This window comes from Streptomyces spiramyceticus, assembly GCF_028807635.1.
Taxonomy (GTDB): domain Bacteria; phylum Actinomycetota; class Actinomycetes; order Streptomycetales; family Streptomycetaceae; genus Streptomyces; species Streptomyces spiramyceticus.
This window is the reverse complement of sequence record NZ_JARBAX010000001.1, coordinates 1,914,186-1,940,464: the sequence shown is the minus strand read 5'-3', so window position 1 is coordinate 1,940,464 and position 26,279 is coordinate 1,914,186. Positions and strand designations below refer to the sequence as shown.

The window sequence follows — 26,279 nt, the reverse complement described above, 5'->3', positions numbered from 1 at the left end:
TTCATGGCCTTGGGCTTTAGGCCAAGGCCATGAAGTTAAGGGCTGATCGGTGGAGGTGAGATGTCGATGCCGACTGTGGCTTTGTAGGTGCGGCGGTTGATTTTGAGGCTCTTGTACGCGTAGCGGGACAACGGTCTCTTAACCGCGCGGGGGCTGAGGCGAAGGCGTCTGGCGGGGATGAGTGCGCCGAGTACCGAGGCTCCGATCGTGCCGACGAGGTCGATCACGGTGTCGGCGATCACGCCCGCCGCCTGGACGACCTGGTCCCGCGCGGTGTTTAAGGCGGTGGTAAAGCTGCACCGGTCCGGATCGACACCAGCGGTGTGGGCGGCGTCCGAGATCGCGATCCGGATCAGCTGGTAGCCGACGAGCAGGGCGTAGATTTCCTGGGCGATACCCGGCCAGGAGCGCGAGCGCAGAACGCGTCGTCCGAGCATCGTTTTCTTGATCTCGAAGTAGGCCGATTCCACTTCCCAGCGTTCGTGGTAGAGCCTGACCAGCTCGAAGGCGGGGTGGGTGTGATGGTCGAGCAGAGTGGTGGCCAGGCGATAGGTGCCGGTGCGCCGGCCTTGGCTGGTAGCGATGGTGATCTCGCAAGCCACGATGCGGACTTCGGTGCCGGCCAGGCGGGAGAGGAACGAGCCGTCGGGATAGCGGGCCAGGACCGGGGGCTTCCAGCTGGCAGAAAGGCGGGCCAGGAAGTGAGCGCGTGCGGCCGTGGCAGTCAGGAAGCCCGCGGTGGCGAAGCCCCGGTCGAGCAGGACGAGCATGCCCGGATGCAGGGACCGCACCAGGCGGCGCCCCAGGATGGACTCCCCGGGTTTGCTGGGGCCGAAAACCGCGTCGATCACCGCGCGTGTCCCGCAGGCCACCAGCGCGACCAGCAGGACCTGCGGGTAGCCCGAGGCTGCGGTGTACTGGTTGGAGCTCTTCCCCAGCGTGGCGCGTATCGCCGGATCGTCGGCGACGTCCAGATGAGTGCCGTCGATCGCGACGACCAACATTCCGGCCCAGTGGGCCCCGGCCGTGCGGATCGCCGAGGCCGGCCCGCGTAGAAGATCGAACAGGGCCCGCATCGGGTGCACCCCAAGCCGGGTCCGCGCGTCCCACAACGCCGTCGCGGTGATCTTCGGTATCGGTATCGAGTTCAGCGAGGCGGTGAGCCTGCGCCAGACGGCGAGGTAGCCGCATTCCTCGAACAAGGCGGCTGCCAGCAGCAGGTAGACCACCACGCGAGCAGGTAGTTTCCGTAACCGACGCTGGCTCGCGCCGGTCTCGACGAGCACGGCATCGACCATCTCAAAGGGAACAATGCGGGTGAGCTCTCCCAGATGACCAGGCGCGAACACACCCTCGGCTACCGTGATTTCACGCGTGATGACACACTGACTGGACAGCGGAGCTCCCGTATTCAAACGACTCGTCTTGGCGGACAAGCCGTTCTACCGGGGCTCCGCTTCCTACGTCCGGCACTCAGCCAGATCCCCCCTTGCCAACAGCCCCGAAGCCTTAACTTCATGGCCTTGGGCTTTAGGCAGCCACTTTGGGGCGAGCCTCTAAGATCATGGCCCCGATTCGGGCTATTGCGGGCAGGCTAGGTGCTGCCCGAATCGCGGCCAGCGTAAGGGGCCATGATCACTCGCCCCAAAGCAGCTCCAGCCCAAAGCCGCTCCGCCGACCTCTGGGAGTCCCCCACATGCCGCGCACAGCCTTGCTCATCACCAACTTTGAGCCGCTGCGTCAGACATATGTACCGGGTAGACATCCTCGGGATAGGAGTGCCCCGGCTCCTCGGCGTGTTTCTGCGCAGATGCCACTGCCTCTTCTTCAGTCTCGAAGACTGGACCCTTTTCAACCCGGCAGTTCGGTTCGACACACTTCCATGAACACTTAACCATGGCGCACCACCACCAAGATCCTGGTTGGTACCTCCAGGGTCCCACAGTGGGCCGTGCCCCTCACGTGCCCGATCGAGCGGGGAGTCACGGGAAACACCAGGCGATCACAGTGCACCGACATGCCAACGGCCCCTGACCGATTCGCCTGGTCAGAGGCCGTTCACCTGCGGTGGGTGTGGGATTTGAACCCACGGTGACATCGCTGCCACGACGGTTTTCAAGACCGTATACGATGCTCCGACTCAGTAGCTGCGACCTTTGGGGCGGACAGCATGGACCTTCTCGTCGGCGTGCTTGTGATCCTCCTAGGCCTACCGTTGATAGGCGTTCTGAGCCGTAAGGTCGCCAATGGTCGACTGCAACAGGCAGGTATGGCGATCTGGTTCGTGGGCTCTCCGACGCTCCTCGTTCTCGGCGGATGGTTGATCTATCGAAGCCTCTAAGCGCCGAGGATCTTGGACCTCAGAGGCAGCCGCACAAGGCAGCAGGCCCCGGCTGATCGAACTCGGCGGGTGTCGTGTCGCGCATTGAGCGCCCTCCCGGGCCGTCTTGGGGCCGTAGAAGGGCGCTCAACGATGACCAATGCTGACAACTGCCGACAGCTCAGCACCTGCTCAGCGAGGTGACCGAATACGCGGCCCGCAGGTCAGAAACCCGGCGAGTCACTTCGGCTACTGATCCCACCTCCTGGGGCTTGACGCAGCCCATTGAGACTCCACCGACCGCGTGGACGCCTGCGGGCTGTCGTGAGCTGGCGTGCCGGGGTTGCGGTTGGGACCGTCGGTCGCCTGATGCTGGGGCTGGCTGGGGTCGGTGTGCGGGTATCGGCCGTGGGCGGTTTCGAGCGCCGTCGTTGGTCCTGCCGGTCGGCGCCGCTGTCCTGATGCCCAAGGGCAGCACGAACCTGGGAGGGCGCACAAGGTCGTTCAGACGTGGGGTGCTCCACCTTGTGCGCCCTCCCAGAACCGTGCTGGGCGGAGCCCATCAGGACAGCGGCACCGACCTCGAAGGAGCACACCATGAGCTGCCCCAACCCCCAGTGCGTAGACGGCCTGGTCCCCAACCCGTACGCCGACGACTCCGACGACGTCACGCTCTGCCCGGACGAGAACCCCGGCTACGACCCGCGCGACCACTACGGCTACGACGCGATCGAAGGCTGACAGCCCAGGGCCCCGGCGCAAGTCGGGGCCCGAAGCCGCGCAGCCGACTTGACTCGCCCATTGAGACTTCACTGACCGCGTGGGCACGGTCAAGCGTCGTCGGGGAGCCTCCACAGCTCCACACTCTGAATGAGATAGTCGGGGCCGCTGGAGGTGAGGCGCGTACCGTACACCACTGTCCCGTCGTCGCCTGTCTCGCCCGCAAGCCGGGCAATCAGATCACGCGATAGCCCCATTCTGATCTTGATCCCATCTGCTGCTTCGCTTACCCAGATCGATAGGTGTTCGCTCATGGGGCAAGCGTCTCCCCACGCCATGGAAGCTGCGACTTCTGCTGATCGCCGGGCCGTGGCTGGGCCGTGCAAGGCGGCTCAAGGGTGACCAATATCGACAACCAGTGACAGTTCAACTACCGAAGCGATCTAGGAACGGCGAGGTCACGGGCTCCCGACCGTACTCGTTTCCTCCGCGGGGTAGCCGTCAGGCAAGATGGGGTGTATCTGCCCACACATCGATTGCCGGACGGTTTCTCTTGGCTGAGTACATCTACACGATGCGCAAGACGCGCAAGGCGCACGGCGACAAGGTCATCCTTGACGACGTCACGCTGAGCTTCCTGCCCGGCGCGAAAATCGGTGTGGTGGGTCCCAACGGTGCCGGTAAGTCCACGGTGCTGAAGATCATGGCCGGCCTGGAGCAGCCGTCCAACGGTGACGCGTTCCTGTCGCCCGGATACAGCGTCGGCATCCTCATGCAGGAGCCGAAGCTCGACGAGTCGAAGACGGTCCTGGAGAACGTCCAGGACGGCGCCGCCGAGATCATGGGCAAGCTCCAGCGGTTCAACGAGGTCGCCGAGCTCATGGCGACCGACTACTCCGACGCCCTGATGGACGAGATGGGCAAGCTCCAGGAGGACCTGGACCACTCCAACGCCTGGGACCTCGACGGCCAGCTGGAGCAGGCCATGGACGCGCTGGGCTGCCCGCCCGGCGACTGGCCCGTCACCAACCTCTCCGGTGGCGAGAAGCGCCGCGTCGCGCTCTGCAAGCTGCTGATCGAGGCCCCCGACCTGCTCCTCCTCGACGAGCCCACCAACCACCTCGACGCCGAGTCGGTGAACTGGCTGGAGCAGCACCTCTCGAAGTACGCGGGCGCCGTTGTCGCCGTCACCCACGACCGGTACTTCCTGAACAACGTCGCCGAGTGGATCCTTGAGCTCGACCGCGGCCGCGCGATCCCCTACGAGGGCAACTACTCCACGTACCTCGACAAGAAGTCCGCCCGCCTCAAGGTCGAGGGCCGCAAGGACGAGAAGCGCGCCAAGCGGCTCAAGGAAGAGCTCGAATGGGTCCGCTCCAACGCCAAGGGCCGCCAGACCAAGTCGAAGGCGCGTCTCGCCCGGTACGAGGAGATGGCCGCCGAGGCGGACAAGATGCGGAAGCTGGACTTCGAGGAGATCCAGATCCCGCCGGGCCCGCGTCTCGGTTCGATCGTCGTCGAGGTCGAGAACCTGTCGAAGGCGTTCGGCGAGAAGGTTCTGATCGATGACCTGAGCTTCACGCTGCCGCGCAACGGCATCGTGGGCGTCATCGGCCCCAACGGCGCCGGCAAGACCACTCTCTTCAAGATGATCCAGGGCCTGGAGACGCCGGACTCCGGCCAGGTCAAGATCGGCGAGACGGTCAAGATCTCGTACGTCGACCAGAGCCGCGCCAACATCGACCCCAAGAAGACCCTCTGGGCGGTCGTGTCGGACGAGCTGGACTACATCAACGTCGGCCAGGTCGAGATGCCCTCGCGGGCCTACGTCTCCGCCTTCGGCTTCAAGGGCCCCGACCAGCAGAAGCCCGCCGGTGTCCTGTCGGGCGGTGAGCGCAACCGCCTCAACCTGGCGCTGACCCTCAAGGAGGGCGGCAACCTGCTCCTCCTCGACGAGCCGACCAACGACCTCGACGTCGAGACGCTCTCCTCCCTGGAGAACGCGCTGCTGGAGTTCCCCGGTGCGGCCGTGGTCATCTCCCACGACCGCTGGTTCCTCGACCGGGTGGCGACGCACATCCTCGCCTACGAGGGCGAGTCCAAGTGGTACTGGTTCGAGGGCAACTTCGAGTCGTACGAGAAGAACAAGGTCGAGCGCCTCGGTGCGGACGCGACTCGCCCGCACCGCGCGACGTACAAGAAGCTCACCCGGGGCTGATGTGAGCCGGCACATCTACTCCTGCCCCCTGCGCTGGTCGGACATGGATGCCTTCGGGCATGTCAACAACGTCGTCTTCCTCCGCTACCTGGAGGAAGCGCGGATCGACTTCATGTTCCGGCTGGCGCCGGGGGACGGCTCGCCGTCGTTCTCCGGCGGGTCCGTCGTGGCCCGGCACGAGATCGACTACAAGCTGCCGCTGGTCCACCGGCACGAGCCGGTGACCATCGAGTCCTGGGTCACGAAGATAGGCGCGGCGTCCCTGACGATCGCGTACGAGATCAAGGACGAGGACACCGTGTACGTACGGGCCTCGACCGTCGTCGTGCCGTACGACCTGGAGGCGGCGCGGCCCCGTCGTATCTCGGCGGAGGAGAAGCGCTTCCTCCAGGCGTACCTGGACGACGGTCAGGATCGCCAGCAGGAGGCCGTGGCCGCATGACGGCACAGCGTCTCACGCCGGCCGATGCCGGGGAGGCGGCGGATCTCGTCGCCTTCCTGGCCCGGCTGATCCACTGGGACAAGACCGCGGTCGTACGGCTGCAGGGGCACGGATCGGCGCTGGCCGTCTTCGGGCAGCCGCCCTTCGGGGGCGGCGTGCTTGCTGTCCGTACGGTGGAGATCGCCGCGCCCGTCGAACTGGACACGACCGTGTCGGCCGGGCAGCTTCTGGAGGGCATCGACGAGCAGGTCGGGCTGGTGTCTGTGCCGCCGGCGGTGACCGGTAAGCCGTGGGCCGGGGTGCTGCCGCCGCAGGGTGGCTGGAAGCGGGTTGCCGAGCTGGCGGCGGACGATCTGCGGGGCGCGGCTGCCGCCGCGGTCCGCGAATTCCGGGCCCGCAGCGAGGAGTTGGATTCGCAGCGGCGGACCCGGGCGGGGCTCGACGCGCTCGCGGACGAGATCTGGTCGAGGCAGCTGGGCGGGTCCGGGCTGCCGTTGCGTGCGGTGCACGCGGCTCAGGCGCTGGGGTTTTTGCGGCCGGTGCGGGCCGGGGCGTCCTCGGCTGCCGGCGGCGGTGAGGGCGCCGGTGCGGAGCCGCTCGCCTTGCTGGCGGCCGGGCCGTGGCTTCGGCTTCGTACGCCGTACGGGTCGATTGCTGTGCGGCGGGCGGGGCTTGGGGCGCTCTCGGTGGCGCCGGTCTAGCTCGGCGGTGGTGCGGTGCGGGTTGCCTGCGGCGCTTTCCCCTCCCCGCCCCTTTCCCGAAAGTCCTCAAACTCCCCCAAGGACTGCGTCCAGGGGGGACCCCCACGGGCTGAAATACCAGCCCGTCCGGGGCAAGGCCCGCTCGCACCCCGCCCACGCACCCGCGTCACTCTGCAGTGTTCACCATCGAAGCCGCGGCGTACGTCAGGTACCCCCACAGCTCCTGCTCGTGCTCCTCGGAGAGACCGAGCCCGTCGACGGCCTCGCGCATGTGCCTCAGCCAGGCGTCGTGAGCCGCCTTGTCGACGGTGAACGGCGCGTGCCGCATCCGCAGGCGGGGATGGCCGCGCTCGTCGCTGTACGTACGCGGGCCGCCCCAGTACTGCATCAGGAAGAGGGCAAGCCTCTCCTCGGCGGGGCCCAGATCCTCCTCCGGGTACATGGGCCGCAGCAGCGGATCCTCCGCGACCCCCTGGTAGAAGCGGTGCACCAGGCGCCGGAAGGTCTCCTCGCCGCCGACCCGTTCGTAGAAGGTCTGCTCCTGAAGCGTGCCTCGCGGAATCTCTTTCACGGGTCCATGGTCTCAGACGGGCGGCGGAAGACCTTCGGCCTAGGACCATCGGCCGGACTGGTACTCGCTTCCTGCCGCACGCCGCGCGACAGTGGGCCTATGGGCGCTGACGTCGACATGTACGCCGAGGCCCGCGCGGCGCTCGTGCAGGAGCTGGTGGCCGCCGGGGTTCTGGAGGACCCTGCCTGGCGCGCGGCCTTCACGGAGGTCCCGCGCCACCTTTTCGTGCCGTACTACTTCGTCGGCGGCGCGACAGGCTACGAGCGGCTGTGGGGCGAGGACCCCGATCCGGAACGGCGGGCGCGCTGGCTGCGCGGGGTGTACGAGGACACGCCCCTGGCCACTCGCGTGCGCGACGGCGAGTTGATCTCCTCCAGCAGCCAGCCGTCCCTGATGGCCAAAATGCTGACGGAGCTGGACGTACGGGACGGGCATGCCGTACTGGAGATCGGCGCGGGCACCGGCTACAACGCGGCACTCCTCGCCCACCGGCTCGGCGGGGAGCTGGTGACCACCGTCGACCTCGACCCGGAGATCACCGAGTCGGCGCGCAAGCATCTGGAGGCGGCCGGTTACGACCCGGTGGTGGTGACCGGTGACGGCGCGCGCGGCTGCCCCGCGCGTGCGCCCTTCGACCGGATCATCGCGACGTGCGCGCTTCCGTCCGTACCGCGTGACTGGCTTTCCCAGTGCCGGCCCGGGGCGCGGATCCTGGCGCCGCTGGCGACCGGGCTGATCGGACTGGTGGTACAGGACGACTCGCACGCCGAGGGGCACTTCCTGCACACGCCCGCCTACTTCGTCCCGCTGCGGGGCGGCTCGCCGGGGCCGGCGCCCAGGTATGCGGGGGGACTGCCGCGCAGGGCGATGGAGAACGACCTCTTCCAGTTCATGCTGAGCCTGACCGCGGGCAGCCTCGATCCGTACGAGGCGCTCGCGCTGTGGCACCGGGAGCGGCGGCCGGAGCGGGAGCGGTTCGGGGTGACCCTCACCGGTGAGGGGGAGTGGGCGTGGCTGGACGACCCGCAGGGGCCGTATGCGTGGCCGCTGGTGGGTGGTGCGATGCGATAGGGGGCTCGGGGCAAGCCCCCAGCCCCCCAAAGGCCCGCTGGACGAAGGTCCTCAGCCCCGCCGCACCGTGATCGTCGTCCAGGCGCCGACATGCACCCGGTCGCCGTCCTGGAGCGGGATCGGGACGTAGGGCTGGATCGGGTCCTCCGCGCCGTTCACCGTCGTGCCGTTGGTCGAGTTCTGGTCGACCACCGCCCAGGAGCCGTCGGGCTGCTGGACCAGAACCGCGTGCTGGTGCGAGACGCCCGGGTCCTCCGGCGGTACGGACAGGTCGATGTCGGGAGCTTCGCCCGTGCTGTGGCGGCGGCGGCCGATGGTGATCTGGTTGCCGGTGAGCCTGCGCTGCTGCTCGGGCGAGTACGCGGGCAGGTTGAGGCCCGCCGCATCGGGGCCGCTGCGCTGCATCATCGCCATGAAGTACTCACGGTCGGGGCCCACTGTCGCCGTCCAGCTCGCGGGGGCCGTCGGCTGGCTGTGCTGCTGGGGCATCTGCTGCTGGTGCTGCGGTTGTTGCTGTTGCTGTTGTTGCTGCTGTTGCGACGGCGGGGGCAGCATCCAGTCGTCGTTGCCATTGCCCTGCTGCGGCTGCTGTTGCTGCGGCGGCGCGGGCGGCGGCGCCTGCTGCTGGAACGCCGGGGGCGACGGAGGGGCAGGCTGCTGGAAGACGTCGGACCGCTGGAACGTGTCCTGCTGCTGCTGGAACGGGCTCGGCGGGGCCTGGCGCCCCGACTGCTCCGGCGCCAGCGGCTCGGCGGGGCGGTTGATCTGCGACGGCCGCGAGCCCTGGTACTCGTACGGGTCACGGGGCTGCTGCGCCTGCTGAGGCTGCTGAGGTTGCGCGGGCGGCGGCGGAGGAGGCCCCTGCGGCGGCGCCTGCCGCTGCGGAGGCTGGGGGTGCTGGGGCTGAGGGGGCTCCTGCGCCTGGAAGCCGGGCGGCAGGTTGAGGCCGCCGGGACCAGGGCCCTGGCCCGAGTTCTGCGGGGCGACCGGCGTGTACGAGGTCGCCGTGTTCGTGAGGTAGTTCCAGCGGCACTCCTCGCAGAACGGCGCCATCGCCTCGCGCGGCGTCCGGCACTGCGGGCAGATCTCCGCCTGCTGGGTGGCGTCCTGGCCCGGGTAGCCGGGGGGCGGGCCGCCCTGCGGGTAGCCGTAACCGGGGGCGGGCGGCGGCGGGGGAGGCGGCGGCACGGCGCCGGCCATGCGATGGCCGCAGACCTCGCACCAGTCGTCGGAACCCGACTGGTGTCCGTTCGGGCAGGTCGGCATGTCGGCGCTTCCCCCTCTCTCGTCCGGCCCGCAGGCCGCAAATCGGTACTTCTCGTCGCTTCTTGGTTATTTCTTCACGCGAACTGTCTTGGTGGAGCGCGTTTCGAGGGTCATCTCGTCCGCCTCCGCGACCTTCGCCTTGAGTCGCACAGTACCCGTCGTCGCGTCGACGACGTCCACCACCTTCGAAAGGAGTTTCGCGGTGTCAGCGTTCCCCGAAGCGGCCGCCAGCTGCACCGCACGGCCGAGTTTCGCGGTCGCTCCGTCGAAGTCGCCCGACTTGCGTGCATCAAGACCCTGTTGAATGACTTGTGCCAGTTCCGCCTGGCCCGTGTAGTGCGCGACCTGGGGGTTTATAGAGGTGGATGCGACCATGTCGTCCGTCCACACCGCCCGTACGAGACCCTGGGAGAGCGTTCGCGGCGTACCGCCCGACGGGTCGGGAAGGATGAGCGAGACGCGGGCCGCCAGCATCTCCTGGCCGATGCCGGCCTCGGGGACCTGCACGCACACGTGGTAGTCGCGCGACTCGTCGCCCCACGAGCCCGTCGGATAGTCACCGGCGCGCGGGGGCACCTCGCTGCGGCGGCCGGTCAGGTCCTCGACCGCGGGCGCCACCTGCTTGACGAACTTGATCTCCACGCCGACGGGCGTCCACAGCCGCAGCGCCACGTCCGCGACCTCCTTGCCCATCGCGTTCTCCATCATGTGAGTGAAGTCCGCGGCCAGGCCCGTCGGGTCGGCGACGATGTCGGCCGTGCCGAGCAGCGCCGATGCGATGCCGGTGACCTCCTTGACCTCCCAGTCCGTACCCACGCCACGGGCGTCGCAGGTGAAGCGGCCCACGCAGGAGTCAATCGCGGCCCGCAGGTCCTCGGGGATCTCGTGCTCGTTACGCCCGTCGGTCAGCAGAATGCCGTGCCGGATGGCGACGTCGGCGGAGCCGAGTAGCCGGTCCGTCAGCCTCAGCCACGTGCCGATGGCCGTGCCGCCGCCCGCGCTCAGCTTGCGCAGGGCCTCCTTGGCCTCGGCCCTGGTCCGGTGGTCGGCGGTCGCGAGGCCGCCGTTGCCCGGGTAGACCTCCGTCGCGATGTGCGTACCGCCGACCACCGCGAAGGCGACGCCGTCGCGCAGGGTGTCGATGGCGGCTGCCGTGGCGTCCCGCGCGTTGCGCATCTTGGTCGGCGGGTAGTCCATCGACCCCGAACAGTCGACCATGATCACAACGGCCGCGCTCGGCCCTTGCCCCGGTATGTGCGCGGGCGAGGCGCCGGCCCCCGTGAGCAGCGAGGCGCCGCTCGTACCGCCCCCTGTGGAGGTGACCGTGACGATCGCGTTGACCTCGCGACCGCCCTCCGGCAGGTACTCGTTCTGATACACGTCGACGGAGAATTGCGGCACATGGGACTTGGAGAAGTTGGCCATCGAATTGGCTCCTCGGGACTCCAGAAGGAAGGGGAACAGGGGCCTTACGCCGTGCCGTAGGCCGATCCTGCCCCTTGCGGCGGTACGGGGAACGGCAGCACCGCCACTGTTACGTTGTCGTGGCCCCCGCCGTCGAGCGCGTGCCCCACCAGTACCTGGGCGCAGTGCAGCGGCCGGTCCGCGGCGTCGGCCGGTGCGACCTGCGCCATCTCCTGTGCCGCCTCCGCGTAGTTCCACAGGCCGTCCGTGCATACGACGACCACGCCCGGCCGGTCCGGCTTGAAGGCGGCGGTGTGCGGCTCCAGTTCGTACGCGTCCGCGCCGAGCCAGCCGGTGATCGCGTGGGCACGCTCGTCGGCGTAGGCCTCCGCTTCGTTCATCAGGCCCGCCGCCACCATCTGGGCCGCCCACGAGTCGTCCTCGGTGAGCCGGGCGGGCGGTGCGGTGCGGTCGTCCGGCACCCAGTAGACGCGGCTGTCGCCGACCCAGCCGACGACGAGCAGGCCGCTCGCGACGATAGCGCCGACCAGGGTGCAGGCGGGCGCGTTCGTGTGGTGGTCGGGGTCGTGCTCCTTGGCATGACCGGGGTCCACGGCAAGGGAGTTGACCGACTCGGCCGCCGCGACGATCGCCTCGTGCATCGCCTGCTGCGGGTGCGTGCCGCGCGGAAGGGATTCGAGGAGCGCCTCGTTGGCGGCGCTCGCGGCGGCCGCCGAAGCCTCGTCGGGGCGGGTCGCCGAGGACACACCGTCGCAGACGATCGCGACGACGGCGGGCGAACCGTCGGGCAGGGCCGCCGAGGAGACCGCGAAGGAGTCCTCGTTCCGGTGGTGGCGCAGACCTCGGTCGCTGACCGCCGCGACGGCGTCCAGCTCCTGCTCCATGTGGTCGCGCTCGCGGGGCTGGGCGTGGCCGCAGTTCTCGCAGTAGCCGTCCTCGTCGATCCGGCCGCTGCGGCAGGCGACGCACACCTTGGCGGCGGGCGTGCCTGCCGGGGGTGTCGGCTCGGGCACGGGGACGGCGGTGCGGGGGTCGACGGGCTGTGCGGGGACCACGGGCGCCTGCGCGGGTGGGGGGACGGGCGGCGCCGCTGGTGCGGGGACCGGTGCGGCTGCCGGTGCGGGGAGTGCGAAGTCGCCGTCCGCAGGTGCGGTTCGGGGCGGGTCGTCGTACCGTACGGCGGCGGGGGACAGCTCCGCGCTGCCCGCCGCTGCCGCGCGCGGCCCCACCGCAATGGCCACCGTGGGCTGGTCCTGCGGCATCGGCGGGACGGCCGACAGGTCGTACCCGCACGCACCGCAGAACAGGTCACCCGGCTCCAGCGGCTCCTCGCAGCCGGGACAGGCGGCCGACCCAGCAGGCTGCTGGTGCATCTGCGACATCAATCACACCCAGGTCCGGGGGCGGAAACGGTTGGCCCGTTCCACCAGGTCGATCCTCTCCTCGCCGCGCTGGGCGAGCCGGGCAAGCACCCGGTACGAGCGTTCCAGACCGAAGCGCAGGCCGCGCTCGTCCAGTTGGCTGCCGAGCAGCGCGGTCTGCGCGGAGCCGGCCCCGCGCCCACCGGAGAGTACCCAGTCGAGGGCCGTGCCCAGCACCTCTGTGGACAACTGCTCACGGCGTACGGCGTCGAGACCGACGCTCTGCAGGGCCTCCACCTGGGTGGCGGCCGCCTTCAGATCGTCGATCAGCGGGTCCTGCACGGCGCGGCGCCGCAGGCGTGCCCGTACAGCGGCGACACGGGCCGCCGTGTAGTGGATCGAAGCCTCCGGTACGGACTCCAGCGTGCGTACGGCGCCGGGCCGGTCGCCCGCGGCGAGCTGCACGCGAGCGAGGCCGAAGGCGGCGCTCACGTAACTCGGGTCTGTAGTCCATACGAGTCGGTAGTACTCGGCGGCGTTGTCCATCTGGCCGAGGACTTCGGCGCAGAACGCGAGGGCGAGCTTGGGCGCGGCCTCGCCGGGGAACGCGTCGTAGATCGCGTCGAAGGACAGCGCCGCGCTCTCGTTGTCCCCGGTGGCGAGGGAGGCGATGCCCCGGTACCAGACGACCCGCCAGTCGTCCGGGTGCTGCACCTCAAGCGCCTGCAACGCCTGGGCAGCGGTGGTCAGTTCGCCCATCTCCAGCCGGGCGCGCAGCTCGCGCAGCCGGCGCTCGACGGAGTCACCGGGCGCGGACTGGAGGGCGGCGATGAGCTCGGCGGGTGCGGAGGCCATCAGGCCCGCGAGGAACCCGGCGTTGGGGTCGTTCGGGTCGACGCGCGGCACGGGCAGCGCGAGCGAAGTGGCCCGCGCCTTGAGCGGCGCGAGGTAGGAGGCATCCACTGGAACGCCCGGCGGGACCCGGGGCGCCGGAATGGCGGTCCGGGTAGCGGCATACGCAACGGCAGCGCCCCCGCCACCCTGCGACGACGCCCCTGGACCGGCGTACGGACCGGCGTACGTACCGGCACCCGTACCTGCGTACGCCCCGAACTGCGAGCCCGCTCCCGAGGCCCAGCCACCGGGTGCCTCGGCTCCACCGTGCCCGCCCGCGGGTGCCCCGGGCGCCGGATGTCCGCCGGGCTGCGAGCCGGCTCCCGGGTATGTGCTGCCGGGCGCCCCGGCTCCGCCGTACGCCGCGCCTCCTGCGCCGTAACCACCAGCTCCTCCGGAGCCGTTGCCGCGCGGCGTACCTGTGCCTGTGCCTGCGCCTCTGCCGCCGCTGCGGTGCGTCGGCTCTGCGACGACGTACCCCTCGGCCGCGCCGGGCAGCGGCCTTACTCCAATGCCCTGCGCTGGGACGGCCGACGCGCCCGCGCCGATCGGGACCGGTCCGGGAGCGGCGCCCGCGCCGTCGCCGTCGCCCGAAGTCACAGCCTTCGCCGCCGCGCGGCGTGCTCGCCGTCCCGCCGGGAGCGTCCGGCCGCCCAGCTGCGACACATCGCCCGTCAGTTCCGCGAACAGCTGCGTGTCCGTGACCCGCAGCTCGGGGCCGAAGAGTGTCGAAAGCGCCGGGCGCGGGCGGCCCGTCTGGAGAGCCACCACCTCCCGCAGTACGCCCGTCAGCTGCTCCGCCATCTCCGTCGCCGACGCGAACCGCCGTGCCGGATCCGGGTCGGTGGCCCGGACCAGGAGGCGGTAGAAGGACTCGTACCTGCGGAAGACCTCGATGTGCTCGGGGTCGGGCAGGCTGGCCACGAAGACGTTCGTGTAGCCCTGGAAGTCGAAGGTCAGCACGGCGAGCGTGCGCGCCACCGTGTAGAGGTCGGATGCGACGGACGGCCCCACCTCGGCCACCTCGGGGGCCTGGTAGCCCACCGTGCCGTAGATCGCGCTCTCCTCGTCGTCCATCCTGCGGACCGCGCCCATGTCGATGAGCTTCAGCTGGTCCTGCTGCTGGATGGCGTTGTCGACCTTGAAGTCGCAGTAGAGGAGGTTCCTGCTGTGCAGGTGGCCCAGCGCCTCCAGCGCCTCGATGCCGTACGCACACGCCTGCTCGACCGGCAGCGGATCCCGCTTGCCCGACTCGCTGCGCCGCTCGTTGGCGATCTCCTTGAGCGACTTGCCGCCGACGTACTCCATGACGATGTAACCGTCCATGGAACCGGTGCGCTGGTCGAGGTGCTCGACGAAGTTGTAGATGCGGACGATGTTGGAGTGCTCGATCTCGGCGAGGAAGCGCCGCTCCGAGATCGCCGCCGCCATCGCGTCCTGGTCGCCGGTGTCGAGCAGGCCCTTCAGGACCACCCAGCGGTCGGAGACAGCGCGGTCGACCGCGAGATAGACCCAGCCGAGACCGCCGTGCGCCAGGCACCCCATGACCTCGTACTGGCCGTGCACGATGTCGCCCGCGCCCAGCTTGGGCACGAAGGAGTACGGGTGCCCGCACTTCGTGCAGAACCCTTCCGTACGGCCCGGCCGCTCACCGCGCGAACGCCCCACCGGCGCCCCGCAGTCGGAGCGCGAGCAGAACCGCTTCCGCTCCGGGACCTCCGGGTTCTTCATCACCGCGGTCTGCGGGTCGGGGCGCGGCACGTCCGGTATGGAGACAAGACCCGCGCCCAGCCGGTTGCGCCCGGACGCTCCCGACGACGAACCGGAACTGCGGACCGAGACCGACCGGGAGGCGGAGGCGCCCGACAGGGAGCGGGAGAGGCGGCCGGAGACCGAGCGGCGCGACGTGGAGGACCGTGACGAGCGGGAGGAGCTCCGGGAGGACGACCCCGAACCGCTGCGTGCGGATGTGCTGTTGCTGCCCCGGGAGCCCCCCTGGATGCCCTGGCTGGCCTTATTGCTCCTGCCGCCGGCCGCGATCCCGGTAGGCGGAGAAGACAGATTCCCGTTCTGCGAGACGACCGGAGCAAGCCCGCAGGTGTCGCAGTACATCTCACCGCCGCCCATGTCTTCGTACGACCCCTCGCAGCCGGGACGCTGACACGTACTCATGATGTGTTCCCCCTGTGGTCCGTGGGACCGGACTGCTGCCGCGGGACGAGGACCTCCGCCGCGGCCTGCTGATAGCGCAGCACCGCCTGCTCGGCGACGCGCAGATCGCACGGCGCGCTCCACAGCATGCGGCGGGCCACGTCGTACCGCTCGATCAGCACGGGGTCCTCCGCCAGGCCGTGCCTGGCGACCTTCGCCTTGTACGCATCGAGGCGCCCGCGCAGCTCGGCGCGGACCGCCAGCGGCGCCGTGACCGCCGTCAACGACTCGCGCGCCCGCATCAGTTCGTCCTCGGCCTCGCGCTCCAGGGACTCCAGGAGCGGCGAGAGCCGGTGCCACTGGGCGTGCCTGCGGTAGTCGGCCGCGAGCACCAGCTGCTCCTGGAGCACAGTGGACGGGCCGCCGACCGCCGGCACCTCGGAGGCGGCGATCTTCGCCAGGACCTCGCCGCGCGCCGACCGGGCCTCGGTGAGTGTGCGGTCCGCACGCGACAGCACGTCGCGCAGCCGCACCAGCCGCTGCTCGGCGTCCTGCCGTACGGTCAGCACCGCCTCGATCTCGCGCCGGATCTCCTCCAGCGCGCGGGCCGCCCGGTCGTAGCGGTCGGTGTCGGGGCGGCCGCCGCCCGGCGCCGAACTGCCGAGACCCGGACGCCAGAAGGCCAGCGGGTCCGACACCACCTGGGCGCGCAGCGTCGTCAGCTCATGAGTGATCGACTCCAGCTCGTCGCCCGCCGGGTGCTCACCGGGCCGTACGCCGACGGAGTACGCCAGCGAACGCGTGCGCCCCAGCTCCGCCGCGAGGAGGTCTATGCGGGCGGGCAGCGCCGACCACACGGCGTCGGCCGTGACGACCATGTCGAGCGACTGTGCGTACAGATCGTTCATCCGGGACACCAGCTCCGCCAGGGTGAACCGCTCGGAGAGTTTGGCGGGACCGGTGATCGCGGGCGCGTGCTGTCCGGACGCGCCGCCGGCGACGGTCACGCTCTCGCCGCGCAGTACGTCGGTCAGTTCGACCAGGTCGTCCCGGTTCGGCCAGCGCCGCCGCGCCCGCAGCTCACGGGCGCTGTGCAGGGCGGCGGCGTACGCGTCGAAGTACGACCACAGCAGCGTGATGGCCTGCTCGGTGGCTGCCCAGCGGTCCTTGGTGACACCCGTCAGCTCGGCGCCTTCGAGGAGTCTGCGGCCCGCGTGGTCCTGGAGGGCGAGGAGCGAGGTCTCGATCGCCTCGTGCTCCGCCTCCAGCCGCGCCAGCGCACGGTCCACCTCGTCCCGGTCCATCACCGGGCAATGGGGCACTCCCGCCTCGCCGGGGCTGGGGAAGGATCCCGCCGCCACGCCCATTGATCACCTCTCCGCTCTTCCGCAATCCGGTCTACCGTCATCCGGTCGTCCGCTGTTGATTCCCTTGCCGGTGCCGCTAATTGTCCCGGTATTTGGGCGCCGGTGGCTTGGTTATGCCCGGAAGGTCGTCCTTCAGCCATTTGGCGTACGCCTGCATCCACGGGCTGCCGTCGCCACCCTCGCGGTAGTCGACGAGCACCTGGTTCAGCCGGCGCACCAGATCGTCGCTGCCGAGCTTCGTGGCAATGCCGTAGTACTCCTGCGTGAACGGTTCTCCCTTGAGCTCGACCGCCGGGTCCTGTGCCGCCTGGCCCGCCGCCAGCGCGTTGTCCGTCACCACCGCGTCGACCTCGCCGAGCTGGAGCCGCACCAGGCAGTCCAGCTGGTTGGACACGGTACGGTCCTTGAAGTCGGCGCCGTACGACTTCTTGACCAGCGCGTCGAACGCCGTGGAGCCCTTCGCCGTACAGACCTTCTTTCCTGCGAGGGAGTCGTCGTAGCCCGTGATCGGCGATTCCTTGGGGGCGAGGACCTGCTGGCCCGCCTGGAAGTACGCCGTGGAGAACGCGACGTCCTTCAGCCGGGTGCAGTTGACCGTCATCGTCCTGACGACGACGTCGACCTTCTCCTCCTGGAGGGCGAGGATGCGCTGATTGGTGGGTATGGCGCGGTAGATGACCTTGTCCGGGTCGCCGAGGATGCTCTCCGCCACGGCGCGCACGAGGTCGATGTCGAAGCCTTCGAGGTCACCGGTGGCCGGATTGCGGTAGCCCCAGCGGAAGCTGTTCTGGTCGACTCCCGCGATCAGCTTGCCCCGCTCCTTGATCTTCTCGATCGCCGGACCTTCGGCTCCCGACGGGGTCAGGCTCGCCTCGGGGGTGTCGCAGGTGTCCGCCCGCTGCGCTGTCACAGCCCGGCCGACTCCCTGGCCCGCCACCGTGTCGCTTCCGTCGCTGTCGCCGTCGCCGCTGCTGTGCGAGAGCGGCAGCAGTGTCACCGCGGCCGTCAGCGCGCAGGCGGCGGCCATCGCGGCCACTCCACCCCAGCCGCGCAGCCTGCCGGCAGGGATCCGCCGACCCGGCCTGCTGTCCGTTTCGCCGCCTGTGCTGGTCACCGCGCCTCCTCCCGCCCGTCTCACCTGTACTCCGAAAGCCTGCGCCCGATGCCGAGCACCGCGCCCGCGGCGCCGAGCACTGCCAGCACCGCGGCGCCCAGCGGCAGCCCGGTCAGCGCGCCCCGCCCGTCCTCGGCGGCCTGCGTGAACTCTTCCTGCTCGTGGGCGAGCGCCTTCTCCAGCGCTGCGTCGACGCCGTTGAAGCACTCGCCGGTGGAGCCCTTTTCGCCGATGATCTGCTTCAGGGCGCCCTCGTAGTCACCCTTGTCGTCGGTGCCGCGTGCGGCGCCGTGCCGCTTGCGCCACTCCTTGGCCTTGACGGCGGCATCCGCCACGGGGGCGCTGCCCTCGGGGTCGTCGGCGAGCTTGCGCGCGTCACCGAGCGCCCGGCCGAGGACCTTCATGCCCTGCGTGTACTCGGATTCGTACAGGTCCTGCTTGCCGTCCTCGGCCAGTACGGCGCCACGCGCGACCAGGGTGAGATTCTCGTTGGCGCGGGCCTTGAGCGAGTTGATGCGTGCGTCGTTGAGGACTTCGAGGGACTCCTGGCCGTGCGTCTTGGCGTCCTTCAGGCCGGCACTCGCGACGGCGTGCCCGACGCCGAGCCACAGCAGTACGACGGCGGACGCGATGCTGGCGGCCAGCAGGCCGTGGTTGAACACCCGGTTCGTACGCCGGTAGTTGCGCCGCTGCGACCAGAACAGGCCACCGAGCGCTACGAGGCCCACGCCGAGGCCGATGAACGGCCACGCGCGCGCCTCGTCGTAGTCCGCTCCGAGGCGCTCGGTCTCCGCCTCGTACAGCCTCTCGGCGGCAGGGAGCAGCGTCTTCGTCATCCGCTCGTTCGCATAGCGGAGATACGCGCCGCCGAGCGGCAGGCCGAGGCGGTTGTTGGCGCGGGCGCGCTCGATCAGGCCCGTGTAGCGGGGGAGCTGCTCGTTGAGGGTGACTATTTCGCGCCCCGACGGGCTGGAACTGTCCGTATTGGCGGCGGCCTTCACCAGCAGTCCCGATGCGGTCGCGATGTCCTTCTCGTACCGCTCGCGCACGTCCTGCGGTTCCTGCGCCCCCGCGAGGAAACCGCTCGCCGCGGCCGAATCGGCGTCGGCGAGGGAGCGGTAGATGCTGGCCGCATCGGCGCTCAGGGGCTGGCTGCGGGTCACCACGGCGTCGGCGGCGGCAGCGCGGTCCGAGATCTCCCAGGCCGTTGCCGCCCCGAACGCGATGACGAGCGCGGCGACGAGTGCGCCGATGATACGGAGCCGGCCGGGCTCGGTGGTCGCGCTGGTGCGCAGCCGGTCCACACCTTCTGTCCACGCGGTGGTTCGTGCGGGTGGCTGTGCCTCGCGCACGTTCGGCGGCTGTGCCACTTGACCTCCCCCTCGGTCACTGACGGAGCTCAGTATGGCCGCAGTGGCCGTCATCCACACCAAGATTGACTGGATCTTGCCCCTGCGGAACCCTCCGAACGCCGATCTCCCCCTCATGAATACGCAGGAGAGATCCGTTCGGTTCCCGTTCGGGTGGGGGCGCGGTGCGGGTGCGGTGGTCGTTGGGCGCGGGTTGCCTGCGGCGCAATTCCCCTACCCGCCCCTTCCCGCTGTGACATTTTGCGGCTGCCGCCGCGTGGGGGGCTCCGCCCCAGCCCCCGCTCCTCAAGCGCCGGAGAGGCTGAATTTGCTGCCCGGGGGTCTGGGGGCTTGCCCCCAGCTTCGGGAAGGGGCGGGGAGGGGAAAGCGCCGCAGGCAACCCGCACTGGCACGCGCACCCGCACTGGCACGCGCACCCGCACTGGCACGCGCACCCGCACTGGCACGCGCACCCGCACTGGCACGCGCACCCGCCCTACGCCTCGTACTGCGCCCGCAGCCTCGCGTGTGCCCCGGGCGGGGCCGATACGTGGTCCAGGCCCAGCAGGCCCGCTCCCAGCACCGGCGGTGCCATTACCACGCGCGGCGCCGCCTTCGGGGCCCGTACCGCGAGCAACGCCGCGATCCGGTCGTCCAGTTGCGGATGCCGCGCCGCGAGCACGCTCCCCCCGAGCAGCACCGGCGCCTCCTCCTCCAGCAGACCGAGCCGCCCGAGCGCAACCGTCGCCATGGCCACGACCTCGTCCGCCAGCCGGTCCACCAACGCCCGGGCGACCGCATCACCCGCCGCGGCCGTCGCGAAGAGCACCGGGGTGAGCTCGTGCCGACGCACCGGCTCGATCCGGCCACGGTGCAGCGCCTCGATCAGCGCGTACATCGACGGCAGCCCGAAGTGCGCCGGAAGGGCCCGCGCCAGAGCGGTTGGCTCGCCCCGCCCGTCCTCCGCCCGCGCCGCGCACCACAGCGCCTCCTCCGCCAGGCCCCCGCCGCCGCCCCAGTCGCCGGAGATCCGGCCGATCGCGGGGAACCGGGCGGTGCGGCCGTCCGGGAGCATGCCGACGCAGTTGATGCCCGCGCCGCACACCACCGCGACACCGCGCGGCTCGTCGACGCCCGCGCGCAGTATCGCGAAGGTGTCGTTGCGCACCTCGGTCGTACGCCCCCACCCGCGCCCGTGGACCGCCGCCTCCAACTCCCGTTCCTCGACCGGGAGATCCGCATTGGCCAGGCAGGCCGACACGTGCTCCACGCGCTCGGCCCCCGCCTCTGCCAGCGCCCGTCCGACCGCGTCCGCGAGGACGTCGACGGCCGGTTCGACCCCGGCCACCGGCGGCTGGAAGCCGCCCCCGCGCGCCGTGGACAGGAGCGATCCGTCGGCGGCGATCACGGCCACGTCCGTCTTGCTGTTCCCGGCGTCGATGGCCAGGACCGAAGCGATCACGCCCACGCCAGGTGCTCCCGGTTGTGAGCGATCAGCCGCTCGGTGAGCGCCTCGGCGTGTTCGTACTGGCCGATCAGCGGATGCGCGAGCAGCGCTTTGAAGACCCGGTCCCGCCCGCCGCGCAGCGCGGCCTCCAGCGCCAGTTCCTCGTACGCCGTCACATGCGCGATCAGCCCCGCGTACATCGGATCGAGCGCGGGAACGGCCAGAGGCGTCGCCCCCGCCTTGTCCACCCGCGCCTGGACCTCGATCACCGCGTCGTCGGCGAGGAACGGCAGCGTGCCGTTGTTGTACGTGTTGACCACCTGGTACGTCGAGCCTCCTCCGCCCAGCAGGGACGCCGCCAGATCCACCGCGGCCTCCGAGTAGAACGCGCCGCCGCGCTCGGCGAGCAGGGCGGGCTTCTCGTCCAGCGCCGGGTCGCCGTACATGGCCAGCAGCTCCCGCTCCATACCGGCCACCTCGGAGGCCCGGGACGGCTTCGTCCCCAACTCCCGTACGACCTCGTCGTGCGCGTAGAAGTAGCGCAGGTAGTACGAGGGGACGACGCCGAGCCGGTCGACGATCGCGCGCGGCATGTGCAGATCGTCGGCGATCGCGTCACCGTGCTCGGCCAGCAGCCTGGGCAGCACGTTCTCGCCCTCGGGGCCCCCGAGCCGTACAGCCGTCTCCCACGTCAGGTGGTTGAGACCGACATGGTTCAGGTGCACATCCGCCGACGCCACATCGAGCAGTTTCGCGAACTTCCGCTGGAAACCGATCGCGACATTGCACAGGCCGACGGCCTTGTGACCCGCCTGGAGCAGCGCCCGCGTCACGATCCCCACAGGGTTGGTGAAGTCGATGATCCATGCGTCCGGGTTGGTACGCCGTACCCGCTCCGCGATGTCGAGCACCACCGGCACGGTCCGCAGCGCCTTCGCCAGGCCTCCGGCGCCCGTCGTCTCCTGCCCGACGCAGCCGCACTCCAGCGGCCAGGTCTCGTCCTGCTTCCGGGCCGCCTGCCCGCCGACGCGCAGCTGGAGCAGCACCGCGTCGGCGTCGGCGACGCCCGCGTCCAGGTCGGAGGTCGTCGTGATGCGGCCCGGGTGGCCCTGCTTGGCGAAGATCCGCCGCGCCAGGCCGCCCACCAGGTCGAGCCGTTCGGCGGCCGGATCGACGAGGACCAGCTCTTCGATCGGCAGTGTGTCCCGAAGCCGTGCGAAGCCGTCGATCAACTCAGGTGTGTAGGTGGACCCACCACCCACTACTGCGAGTTTCATATGCCGTCTCAGCCCTTTACTCCGGTCAGCGTGACACCCTCGACGAACGCCTTCTGTGCGAAGAAGAACACGAGGATCACGGGGGCCATGACCAGTACGGTCGCGGCCATGGTCAGATTCCAGTCGGTGTGGTGCGCGCCCTTGAAGGACTCCAGCCCGTACGACAGCGTCCAGGCGCCGGGGTTCTCCGAGGCGTAGATCTGGGGGCCGAAGTAGTCGTTCCAGGCATAGAAGAACTGGAACAGTGCGATGGCCGCGATGCCCGGCCTGGCCATCGGCAGTACCACCCGGACGAGCGTGCGGAATTCGCCGCAGCCGTCGACTTTCGCCGCGTCCAGGTACTCGTTGGGGATGGTCAGCAGGAACTGCCGCAGCAGGAAGATGGAGAACGCGTCGCCGAAGGCCATCGGGATGATCAGCGGCCACAGCGTGCCGGACAGGTCCAGCTGCTTCGCCCAGAAGAGGTACATCGGGATGATGACGACCTGCGGCGGCAGCATCATCATCGAGATGACGAGCATTAGCGACAGATTGCGGCCCCGGAAACGGAACTTGGCCAGCGCGTACGCCACCGGAACCGAGGAGACGACCGTGAGTACGGTACCCAGTCCGGCGTACAGCAGGGTGTTCCTCCACCAGGTCAGGAAGCCGGGTGTGTCGAAGACCTTGGCGTAGTTGCCCCACTCCCAGGTGTTCGGGGTGAGGTCGCGGGTCAGCGCCTGCTGGTCGTTCATCAGCGACGTCAGTACGACGAAGACGAACGGCAGTACGAAGAAGAGTGCGGCTGCGATCCCCAGCGAGTGCACGGCGATCCAGTGCAGCAGCGCCTTGCGGCGTGCGGTGCGCTCGGCCGGCGTGGGGCCGGTCTTCGTGGAGGCGGTGTTCACAGGTTCATTCACAGGCTCAGTCACAGTCACCGTCGTCATTCCCCTGCCTGGATCAGGCCGCCGCGCCGCCGCATCAGAAGCGCGGTGAAGGCCATGGCCAGGGCGAACAGAACGAGGGCGACGACACAGGCCGCCCCGTAGTCGAAGCGCTGGAAGCCGAGGTTGTACACGAGCTGGGGGAGTGTGAGCGTCGACTTGTCGGGGTAGCCCGGCTCGAACTGCTGGCCCGAGCCGCCGATGATGCCGGAGGCGACCTTCCCCGCGACCAGCGGCTGTGTGTAGTACTGCATGGTCTGGATCACGCCGGTCACGACCGAGAACATCACGATCGGCGCGATGTTCGGCAGGGTGACGAACCGGAAGCGCTGAAGCCCGGACGCGCCGTCCAGCTCCGCCGCCTCGTACTGCTCCTTCGGTACGTCGAGCAGTGCGGCCATGAAGATGACCATCAGGTCGCCGATGCCCCACACAGCGAGCACGGTGAGCGCCGGCTTCGACCAGGACGCGTCGTTGAACCAGCCGGGGGCAGGCAGGCCCACGTCACCGAGGATCGAATTGACCGGCCCGGTACCAGGGTTGAGCAGGAAGACGAAGGCGAGCGTCGCGGCGACGGGCGGCGCCAGGAACGGCAGGTAGAAGAGGGTGCGGAAGATGCCCGTACCCGTCTTGATCCTGGTGATGAGCAGGCCGATGCCGAGGCCGAAGACGACCCGGCAGGTGACCATGACCAGGACGAGCCACAGCGTGTTGCCCAGCGACGGCCAGAACATCGGGTAGTCGCTGAAGACATACGTCCAGTTGTCGAGCCCGTTGAAGGCGGGGACACCGAAACCGTCGTACTTCATGAATGAGAAATAGACGGTCGACAGCAGCGGGTACGCGAAGAAGACGCTGAACCCGACGAGCCACGGCGACATGAAGGCCGCCGTCCGAAGGGCCGACCTGCGGCGCTTCGAGCGGAGCGTGTTCATGCTCATCGGGGGGCTACTTCGCCTTCGCGATGTCGGTGTCGATCTGCTGAGCCGTCTTCTCCAGCCCGGCCTTCAGGTCCTTCACCGCGCCCTTCTCGTACTGGTAGCCGAAGTCCTGGAGCGTGTTGAGGTACGTGGCACCATTCACCGCGCCCGCCGGGGTGTTCGACTTCGGGTGCTGCGCGATGTCCAGGAAGGTCTTGAAGCGCGGGTCGAGCTTGAGGCCGGGCGACTTCAGGGCGTCGAAGGTGGACGGCACATTGCGGATCGCGTTGGCGAACTCCACGACCGCCTTCGTGTCGGTGGTCATGAACTTGATCAGTTCCCAGGCCGCGTTCTGCTTCTTGCCGGCCGGGGCGATGCCCATGATCGTGCCGGACAGGAAGCCCTTGCCGTAGCTGTCGGCCTCGTCGTCGGCGACGGGCATCGGCGCGACGCCGACCTCGAACGGCACCTTGGCGTCCTCCGCCATGCCGAGCCGCCACTCGCCGTCCATCTGCATCGCGACCTGGCCGGTGTGGAACGGGTGCTTGGCGCCCCACTCGTCACCGAAGGTGCCCCGGTACTTCTCCAGCTTCTCGAAGCCGCCGAGCTCGTCGACCAGTTTCTTCTGCTGCGTGAACATGGCAGCGAAGGCCGGATCCTTGGCGATGTTGGACTTGCCGCTCTCGTCGAAGTACATCTGGTCCCAACTGCCCATGTAATGCTCGGTGGTCGTCTCGAAGCCGTGGAAGTTCGGCATGAAGCCGAGCTGCTCGTAGCTGTCACCCTTGGTCTTCGTGAGCTTCTTCGCCGTGGCGGTCAGCTCGGACATGGTCTTCGGTGGGGACGCGATGCCGGCCTTCTTGAAGGCGTCCTTGTTGTAGTAGAGGCCGTACGCGTCGGCGAGCAGCGGCATCGCGCACCGCTTGCCCTCGAACTGCGTGTACTCCAGCGTCACCTTCGGGAAGGTCTTCTCCAGGTCGAGCTTCGACTTCTCGATGAAGGGCTTGAGATCGGCGAAGGCGCCCGACGAGCAGAACTTCCCGACATTCGACGTCGTGAAGGACGAGACGACGTCCGGGCCCTTCGACCCTCCCGCCCGCAACGCCTGGTTGAGCTTGTCGTCGTTGATGTTGCCGACGACGTCGACCTTGATGTTCTTGTGCTGTGCCTCGAAGCGGTCGACGTTCGCCTGGATCGCCTTCACCTCGGTCGGGGCGCTCCAGCCGTGCCAGAAGGTGATCGTGGTGTTGGCGTTCGGGTCGTCATTCGCCTCGGACGCCGACTGGCCCGTACACGCGGAGGCGAGCACGGATATCGCCGCGACGGCCACGGCTGAGGTGATGAGACGGCTGTTACGGCTGTTTCTGCGCATGGCAAGGCTCCCGGGGGCAGGGACGGGGGTTGGGCGGCAGAGAGAAGGGACTAGCGGGAGGTGTCGAAGACCTCGTCCCGCGTGGTCGCGAGGGCGCTCTCCAGCGCCCCGCGCAGCACCGGCTGTTCCTGTACGGATCCGATGACGAGCCGCGGCCGGGGCGCCGCCAGCTCGGCGAGCTCCGACTGGACCAGCGCGCGCAGCGGTTCGCCGCCCGCGACGAGAACGCCGCCGGACAGCACGATCAGTTCGGGGTCGAGGAGCGCGACCATCGAGGCGAGGCCGGTCGCGAGCCCGGTCGCGAAGGCCTGGAGGAGCTCCCGGTACGGGCCGCCGCCGGCCAGCGACGCCTCGGCGAGCAGCGCGACGGCCTCCTCGGTGTACGAATCGGCCGCCGGCACCTGGATGCCGAGCTCCCGGGCCAGCCGCGGTACGGCCTGCCCGCCCGCGAGCTCCTGGAAGCCGCCGGAGTTCGCCTTGGCCACCCGGCGTACGAGCGGTGTGCCGGGCACCGGCATGAAGCCGACCTCGCCGGCGCCGCCGGTCCAGCCCCGGTGCAGCTGCCCGTTGATCACCAGCGCGGCGCCGAGCCCGCCCTCGTTCCACAGGAGCACGAAGTCCTGGTGCCCGCGTGCCGCGCCCAGACGCTGCTCGGCGACGGCGGCCAGGTTCACGTCGTTCTCGTACTCGACGGGCATGGGCAGCGCGGCCGCCAGCTCGTCGAGGAGCGTGGGGGAGTGCCAGCCGGGCAGGTGGGACGCGTACCGCAGTCGTCCGGTGCCGGGGTCGAAGGCGCCCGGTGTCGCGACGACGACCCGGTGGACGTCGGACCGTACGAGCCCGGCGGCCTTCACGGCTCCGTCGAGCGCCTCGGTCACCTGGACGACGACGGACTCGGCGGCGCGGCGGCCGGGCGTGGGCAGCGCGAACTGCCCGACGGTCTCGCCCGTCACGTCGGCGACAGCGGCCAGGATCCGCTCCGGCGTCACGTCGAGCGCGGCGACATGGGCGGCGCGGGCGTTGACGGCGTACAGCTGGGCGTTGGGTCCCGGCCGCCCCTCGCTCGTACCGGTGGCGACGACGAGGCCCGCTGACTCCAGGCGGGCCAGCAGCTGGGAGGCGGTGGGCTTGGAGAGCCCGGTGAGCTTGCCGATCTTCGTACGGGAGAGGGGGCCGTGCTCAAGGAGCAGGTCGAGCGCGGCACGGTCGTTCATCGCACGCAGTACGCGCGGTGTTCCCGGCGTACCCGGTGTACCGGCCATGGCGACGCACCCACCCTTCAGCTACCGACACTCTCCCGAACATCATTGTTAGGAAAGTTTCCTATTCGGTGAGAGGAAGGTAAGACGCCCGTAAGGCAGGCGTCAAGG

Annotated in this window: 22 protein-coding genes; 6 read left to right on the top strand and 16 right to left on the bottom strand. The window is 69.7% G+C overall.

Going from position 1 to position 26,279, the window contains the following annotated elements; genetic code table 11:
* Nucleotides 1-35: 35 nt before the first annotated feature.
* The gene (locus PXH83_RS08790; RefSeq protein WP_274558545.1) at nucleotides 36-1,436 is read right to left on the bottom strand and encodes an IS4 family transposase; all 1,401 of its coding nucleotides are present in this window, start codon (nucleotides 1,434-1,436) and stop codon (nucleotides 36-38) included.
* 1,481 nt (nucleotides 1,437-2,917) lie between these two features.
* Between PXH83_RS08790 and PXH83_RS08785 the strand changes: the two genes are divergently transcribed.
* On the top strand, nucleotides 2,918-3,061 hold the full coding sequence (locus tag PXH83_RS08785) for a hypothetical protein (protein WP_274558543.1): 144 nt from the start codon (nucleotides 2,918-2,920) through the stop codon (nucleotides 3,059-3,061).
* An 89-nt stretch (nucleotides 3,062-3,150) separates the two neighbouring features.
* Here PXH83_RS08785 and PXH83_RS08780 read toward each other — a convergent pair whose 3' ends face one another.
* Nucleotides 3,151-3,354 (bottom strand): hypothetical protein, encoded by a 204-nt coding sequence (locus tag PXH83_RS08780; RefSeq protein WP_274558540.1) that lies wholly within the window; start codon nucleotides 3,352-3,354, stop codon nucleotides 3,151-3,153.
* Between the two features lie 239 nt (nucleotides 3,355-3,593).
* Here PXH83_RS08780 and ettA point away from each other — a divergent pair, with 239 nt between their 5' ends.
* The 3 genes from ettA to PXH83_RS08765 are packed head-to-tail and all read left to right on the top strand — an operon-like array spanning nucleotide 3,594 to nucleotide 6,401.
* A complete protein-coding gene (gene ettA / locus PXH83_RS08775) occupies nucleotides 3,594-5,258 on the top strand; it encodes an energy-dependent translational throttle protein EttA (RefSeq protein ID WP_274558538.1) in 1,665 nt (554 codons plus the stop codon).
* Between the two features lies 1 nt (nucleotide 5,259).
* Nucleotides 5,260-5,700 (top strand): acyl-CoA thioesterase, encoded by a 441-nt coding sequence (locus tag PXH83_RS08770; protein WP_214918938.1) that lies wholly within the window; start codon nucleotides 5,260-5,262, stop codon nucleotides 5,698-5,700.
* Nucleotides 5,697-6,401 (top strand): DUF8010 domain-containing protein, encoded by a 705-nt coding sequence (locus tag PXH83_RS08765; protein ID WP_274558534.1) that lies wholly within the window; start codon nucleotides 5,697-5,699, stop codon nucleotides 6,399-6,401. The genes PXH83_RS08770 and PXH83_RS08765 overlap by 4 nt, the downstream gene beginning before the upstream one ends.
* A 166-nt stretch (nucleotides 6,402-6,567) precedes the next feature.
* Here the strand turns inward: PXH83_RS08765 and PXH83_RS08760 are convergent, their stop codons facing one another.
* Nucleotides 6,568-6,972 carry a globin gene (locus tag PXH83_RS08760; RefSeq protein ID WP_274558531.1) on the bottom strand — a complete coding sequence of 135 codons (405 nt, stop codon included), beginning with the start codon at nucleotides 6,970-6,972 and terminating at the stop codon, nucleotides 6,568-6,570.
* 99 nt (nucleotides 6,973-7,071) lie between these two features.
* Here PXH83_RS08760 and PXH83_RS08755 point away from each other — a divergent pair, with 99 nt between their 5' ends.
* The gene (locus PXH83_RS08755) at nucleotides 7,072-8,043 is read left to right on the top strand and encodes a methyltransferase domain-containing protein (protein WP_274558529.1); all 972 of its coding nucleotides are present in this window, start codon (nucleotides 7,072-7,074) and stop codon (nucleotides 8,041-8,043) included.
* Between the two features lie 51 nt (nucleotides 8,044-8,094).
* Here PXH83_RS08755 and PXH83_RS08750 read toward each other — a convergent pair whose 3' ends face one another.
* From PXH83_RS08750 to PXH83_RS08735, 4 genes are all read right to left on the bottom strand, one after another.
* Nucleotides 8,095-9,309, bottom strand: a complete 1,215-nt coding sequence (locus PXH83_RS08750) for an FHA domain-containing protein (protein WP_274558527.1) — start codon at nucleotides 9,307-9,309, stop codon at nucleotides 8,095-8,097.
* A 66-nt stretch (nucleotides 9,310-9,375) separates the two neighbouring features.
* Nucleotides 9,376-10,734: a vWA domain-containing protein gene (locus PXH83_RS08745; protein WP_274558525.1), complete on the bottom strand. Its 1,359-nt coding sequence runs from the start codon at nucleotides 10,732-10,734 to the stop codon at nucleotides 9,376-9,378.
* 44 nt (nucleotides 10,735-10,778) lie between these two features.
* A complete protein-coding gene (locus tag PXH83_RS08740; protein WP_274558523.1) occupies nucleotides 10,779-12,116 on the bottom strand; it encodes a protein phosphatase 2C domain-containing protein in 1,338 nt (445 codons plus the stop codon).
* A 3-nt stretch (nucleotides 12,117-12,119) separates the two neighbouring features.
* A complete protein-coding gene (locus tag PXH83_RS08735; RefSeq protein WP_420803135.1) occupies nucleotides 12,120-14,750 on the bottom strand; it encodes a serine/threonine-protein kinase in 2,631 nt (876 codons plus the stop codon).
* A 7-nt stretch (nucleotides 14,751-14,757) separates the two neighbouring features.
* Between PXH83_RS08735 and PXH83_RS32440 the strand changes: the two genes are divergently transcribed.
* Entirely contained in the window at nucleotides 14,758-15,150 is a 393-nt protein-coding gene (locus tag PXH83_RS32440; protein ID WP_420803134.1) for a hypothetical protein, read from the top strand.
* A gap of 7 nt (nucleotides 15,151-15,157) precedes the next feature.
* Here the strand turns inward: PXH83_RS32440 and PXH83_RS08730 are convergent, their stop codons facing one another.
* The 9 genes from PXH83_RS08730 to PXH83_RS08690 all read right to left on the bottom strand — a co-directional run bounded on the left by PXH83_RS08730 (nucleotide 15,158) and on the right by PXH83_RS08690 (nucleotide 26,171).
* Complete coding sequence (locus PXH83_RS08730; RefSeq protein ID WP_274558519.1) at nucleotides 15,158-16,507, bottom strand: coiled-coil domain-containing protein; 1,350 nt, start codon at nucleotides 16,505-16,507, stop codon at nucleotides 15,158-15,160.
* Between the two features lie 76 nt (nucleotides 16,508-16,583).
* Nucleotides 16,584-17,534, bottom strand: coding sequence for a glutamate ABC transporter substrate-binding protein (locus tag PXH83_RS08725; protein WP_338054730.1), 951 nt, complete (start codon nucleotides 17,532-17,534; stop codon nucleotides 16,584-16,586).
* Nucleotides 17,535-17,641: 107 nt separating this feature from the next.
* On the bottom strand, nucleotides 17,642-19,045 hold the full coding sequence (locus tag PXH83_RS08720; protein WP_420803133.1) for a hypothetical protein: 1,404 nt from the start codon (nucleotides 19,043-19,045) through the stop codon (nucleotides 17,642-17,644).
* A 421-nt stretch (nucleotides 19,046-19,466) separates the two neighbouring features.
* Nucleotides 19,467-20,438 (bottom strand): N-acetylglucosamine kinase, encoded by a 972-nt coding sequence (locus PXH83_RS08715; RefSeq protein WP_274558515.1) that lies wholly within the window; start codon nucleotides 20,436-20,438, stop codon nucleotides 19,467-19,469.
* Entirely contained in the window at nucleotides 20,429-21,694 is a 1,266-nt protein-coding gene (locus tag PXH83_RS08710) for a 6-phospho-beta-glucosidase (protein WP_274558513.1), read from the bottom strand. Before PXH83_RS08710 ends, PXH83_RS08715 begins: the two co-directional genes overlap by 10 nt.
* Before the next feature lie 8 nt (nucleotides 21,695-21,702).
* Nucleotides 21,703-22,620 (bottom strand): carbohydrate ABC transporter permease, encoded by a 918-nt coding sequence (locus tag PXH83_RS08705; RefSeq protein WP_420803132.1) that lies wholly within the window; start codon nucleotides 22,618-22,620, stop codon nucleotides 21,703-21,705.
* Nucleotides 22,617-23,558: a carbohydrate ABC transporter permease gene (locus PXH83_RS08700; RefSeq protein WP_274558509.1), complete on the bottom strand. Its 942-nt coding sequence runs from the start codon at nucleotides 23,556-23,558 to the stop codon at nucleotides 22,617-22,619. Before PXH83_RS08700 ends, PXH83_RS08705 begins: the two co-directional genes overlap by 4 nt.
* Before the next feature lie 7 nt (nucleotides 23,559-23,565).
* On the bottom strand, nucleotides 23,566-24,909 hold the full coding sequence (locus PXH83_RS08695; RefSeq protein ID WP_274558507.1) for an ABC transporter substrate-binding protein: 1,344 nt from the start codon (nucleotides 24,907-24,909) through the stop codon (nucleotides 23,566-23,568).
* Between the two features lie 50 nt (nucleotides 24,910-24,959).
* The gene (locus tag PXH83_RS08690) at nucleotides 24,960-26,171 is read right to left on the bottom strand and encodes an ROK family transcriptional regulator (protein WP_274558505.1); all 1,212 of its coding nucleotides are present in this window, start codon (nucleotides 26,169-26,171) and stop codon (nucleotides 24,960-24,962) included.
* Nucleotides 26,172-26,279 lie beyond the last annotated feature (108 nt).

Bases quoted from the DNA above. Each gene is read 5' to 3' on its own strand.
- PXH83_RS08705 (WP_420803132.1), bottom strand. From the start codon at position 22,620: ATGACGACGGTGACTGTGACTGAGCCTGTGAATGAACCTGTGAACACC.
- PXH83_RS08710 (WP_274558513.1), bottom strand. From the start codon at position 21,694: ATGAAACTCGCAGTAGTGGGTGGTGGGTCCACCTACACACCTGAGTTG.
- PXH83_RS08740 (WP_274558523.1), bottom strand. From the start codon at position 12,116: ATGTCGCAGATGCACCAGCAGCCTGCTGGGTCGGCCGCCTGTCCCGGC.
- PXH83_RS08700 (WP_274558509.1), bottom strand. From the start codon at position 23,558: ATGAGCATGAACACGCTCCGCTCGAAGCGCCGCAGGTCGGCCCTTCGG.
- PXH83_RS08725 (WP_338054730.1), bottom strand. From the start codon at position 17,534: ATGGCCGCCGCCTGCGCGCTGACGGCCGCGGTGACACTGCTGCCGCTC.
- PXH83_RS08755 (WP_274558529.1), top strand. From the start codon at position 7,072: ATGGGCGCTGACGTCGACATGTACGCCGAGGCCCGCGCGGCGCTCGTG.
- PXH83_RS08695 (WP_274558507.1), bottom strand. From the start codon at position 24,909: ATGCGCAGAAACAGCCGTAACAGCCGTCTCATCACCTCAGCCGTGGCC.
- PXH83_RS32440 (WP_420803134.1), top strand. From the start codon at position 14,758: ATGGAGACAAGACCCGCGCCCAGCCGGTTGCGCCCGGACGCTCCCGAC.
- PXH83_RS08765 (WP_274558534.1), top strand. From the start codon at position 5,697: ATGACGGCACAGCGTCTCACGCCGGCCGATGCCGGGGAGGCGGCGGAT.
- PXH83_RS08750 (WP_274558527.1), bottom strand. From the start codon at position 9,309: ATGCCGACCTGCCCGAACGGACACCAGTCGGGTTCCGACGACTGGTGC.
- PXH83_RS08730 (WP_274558519.1), bottom strand. From the start codon at position 16,507: ATGGGCGTGGCGGCGGGATCCTTCCCCAGCCCCGGCGAGGCGGGAGTG.
- PXH83_RS08745 (WP_274558525.1), bottom strand. From the start codon at position 10,734: ATGGCCAACTTCTCCAAGTCCCATGTGCCGCAATTCTCCGTCGACGTG.
- PXH83_RS08690 (WP_274558505.1), bottom strand. From the start codon at position 26,171: ATGGCCGGTACACCGGGTACGCCGGGAACACCGCGCGTACTGCGTGCG.
- PXH83_RS08785 (WP_274558543.1), top strand. From the start codon at position 2,918: ATGAGCTGCCCCAACCCCCAGTGCGTAGACGGCCTGGTCCCCAACCCG.
- PXH83_RS08780 (WP_274558540.1), bottom strand. From the start codon at position 3,354: ATGAGCGAACACCTATCGATCTGGGTAAGCGAAGCAGCAGATGGGATC.
- PXH83_RS08720 (WP_420803133.1), bottom strand. From the start codon at position 19,045: ATGACGGCCACTGCGGCCATACTGAGCTCCGTCAGTGACCGAGGGGGA.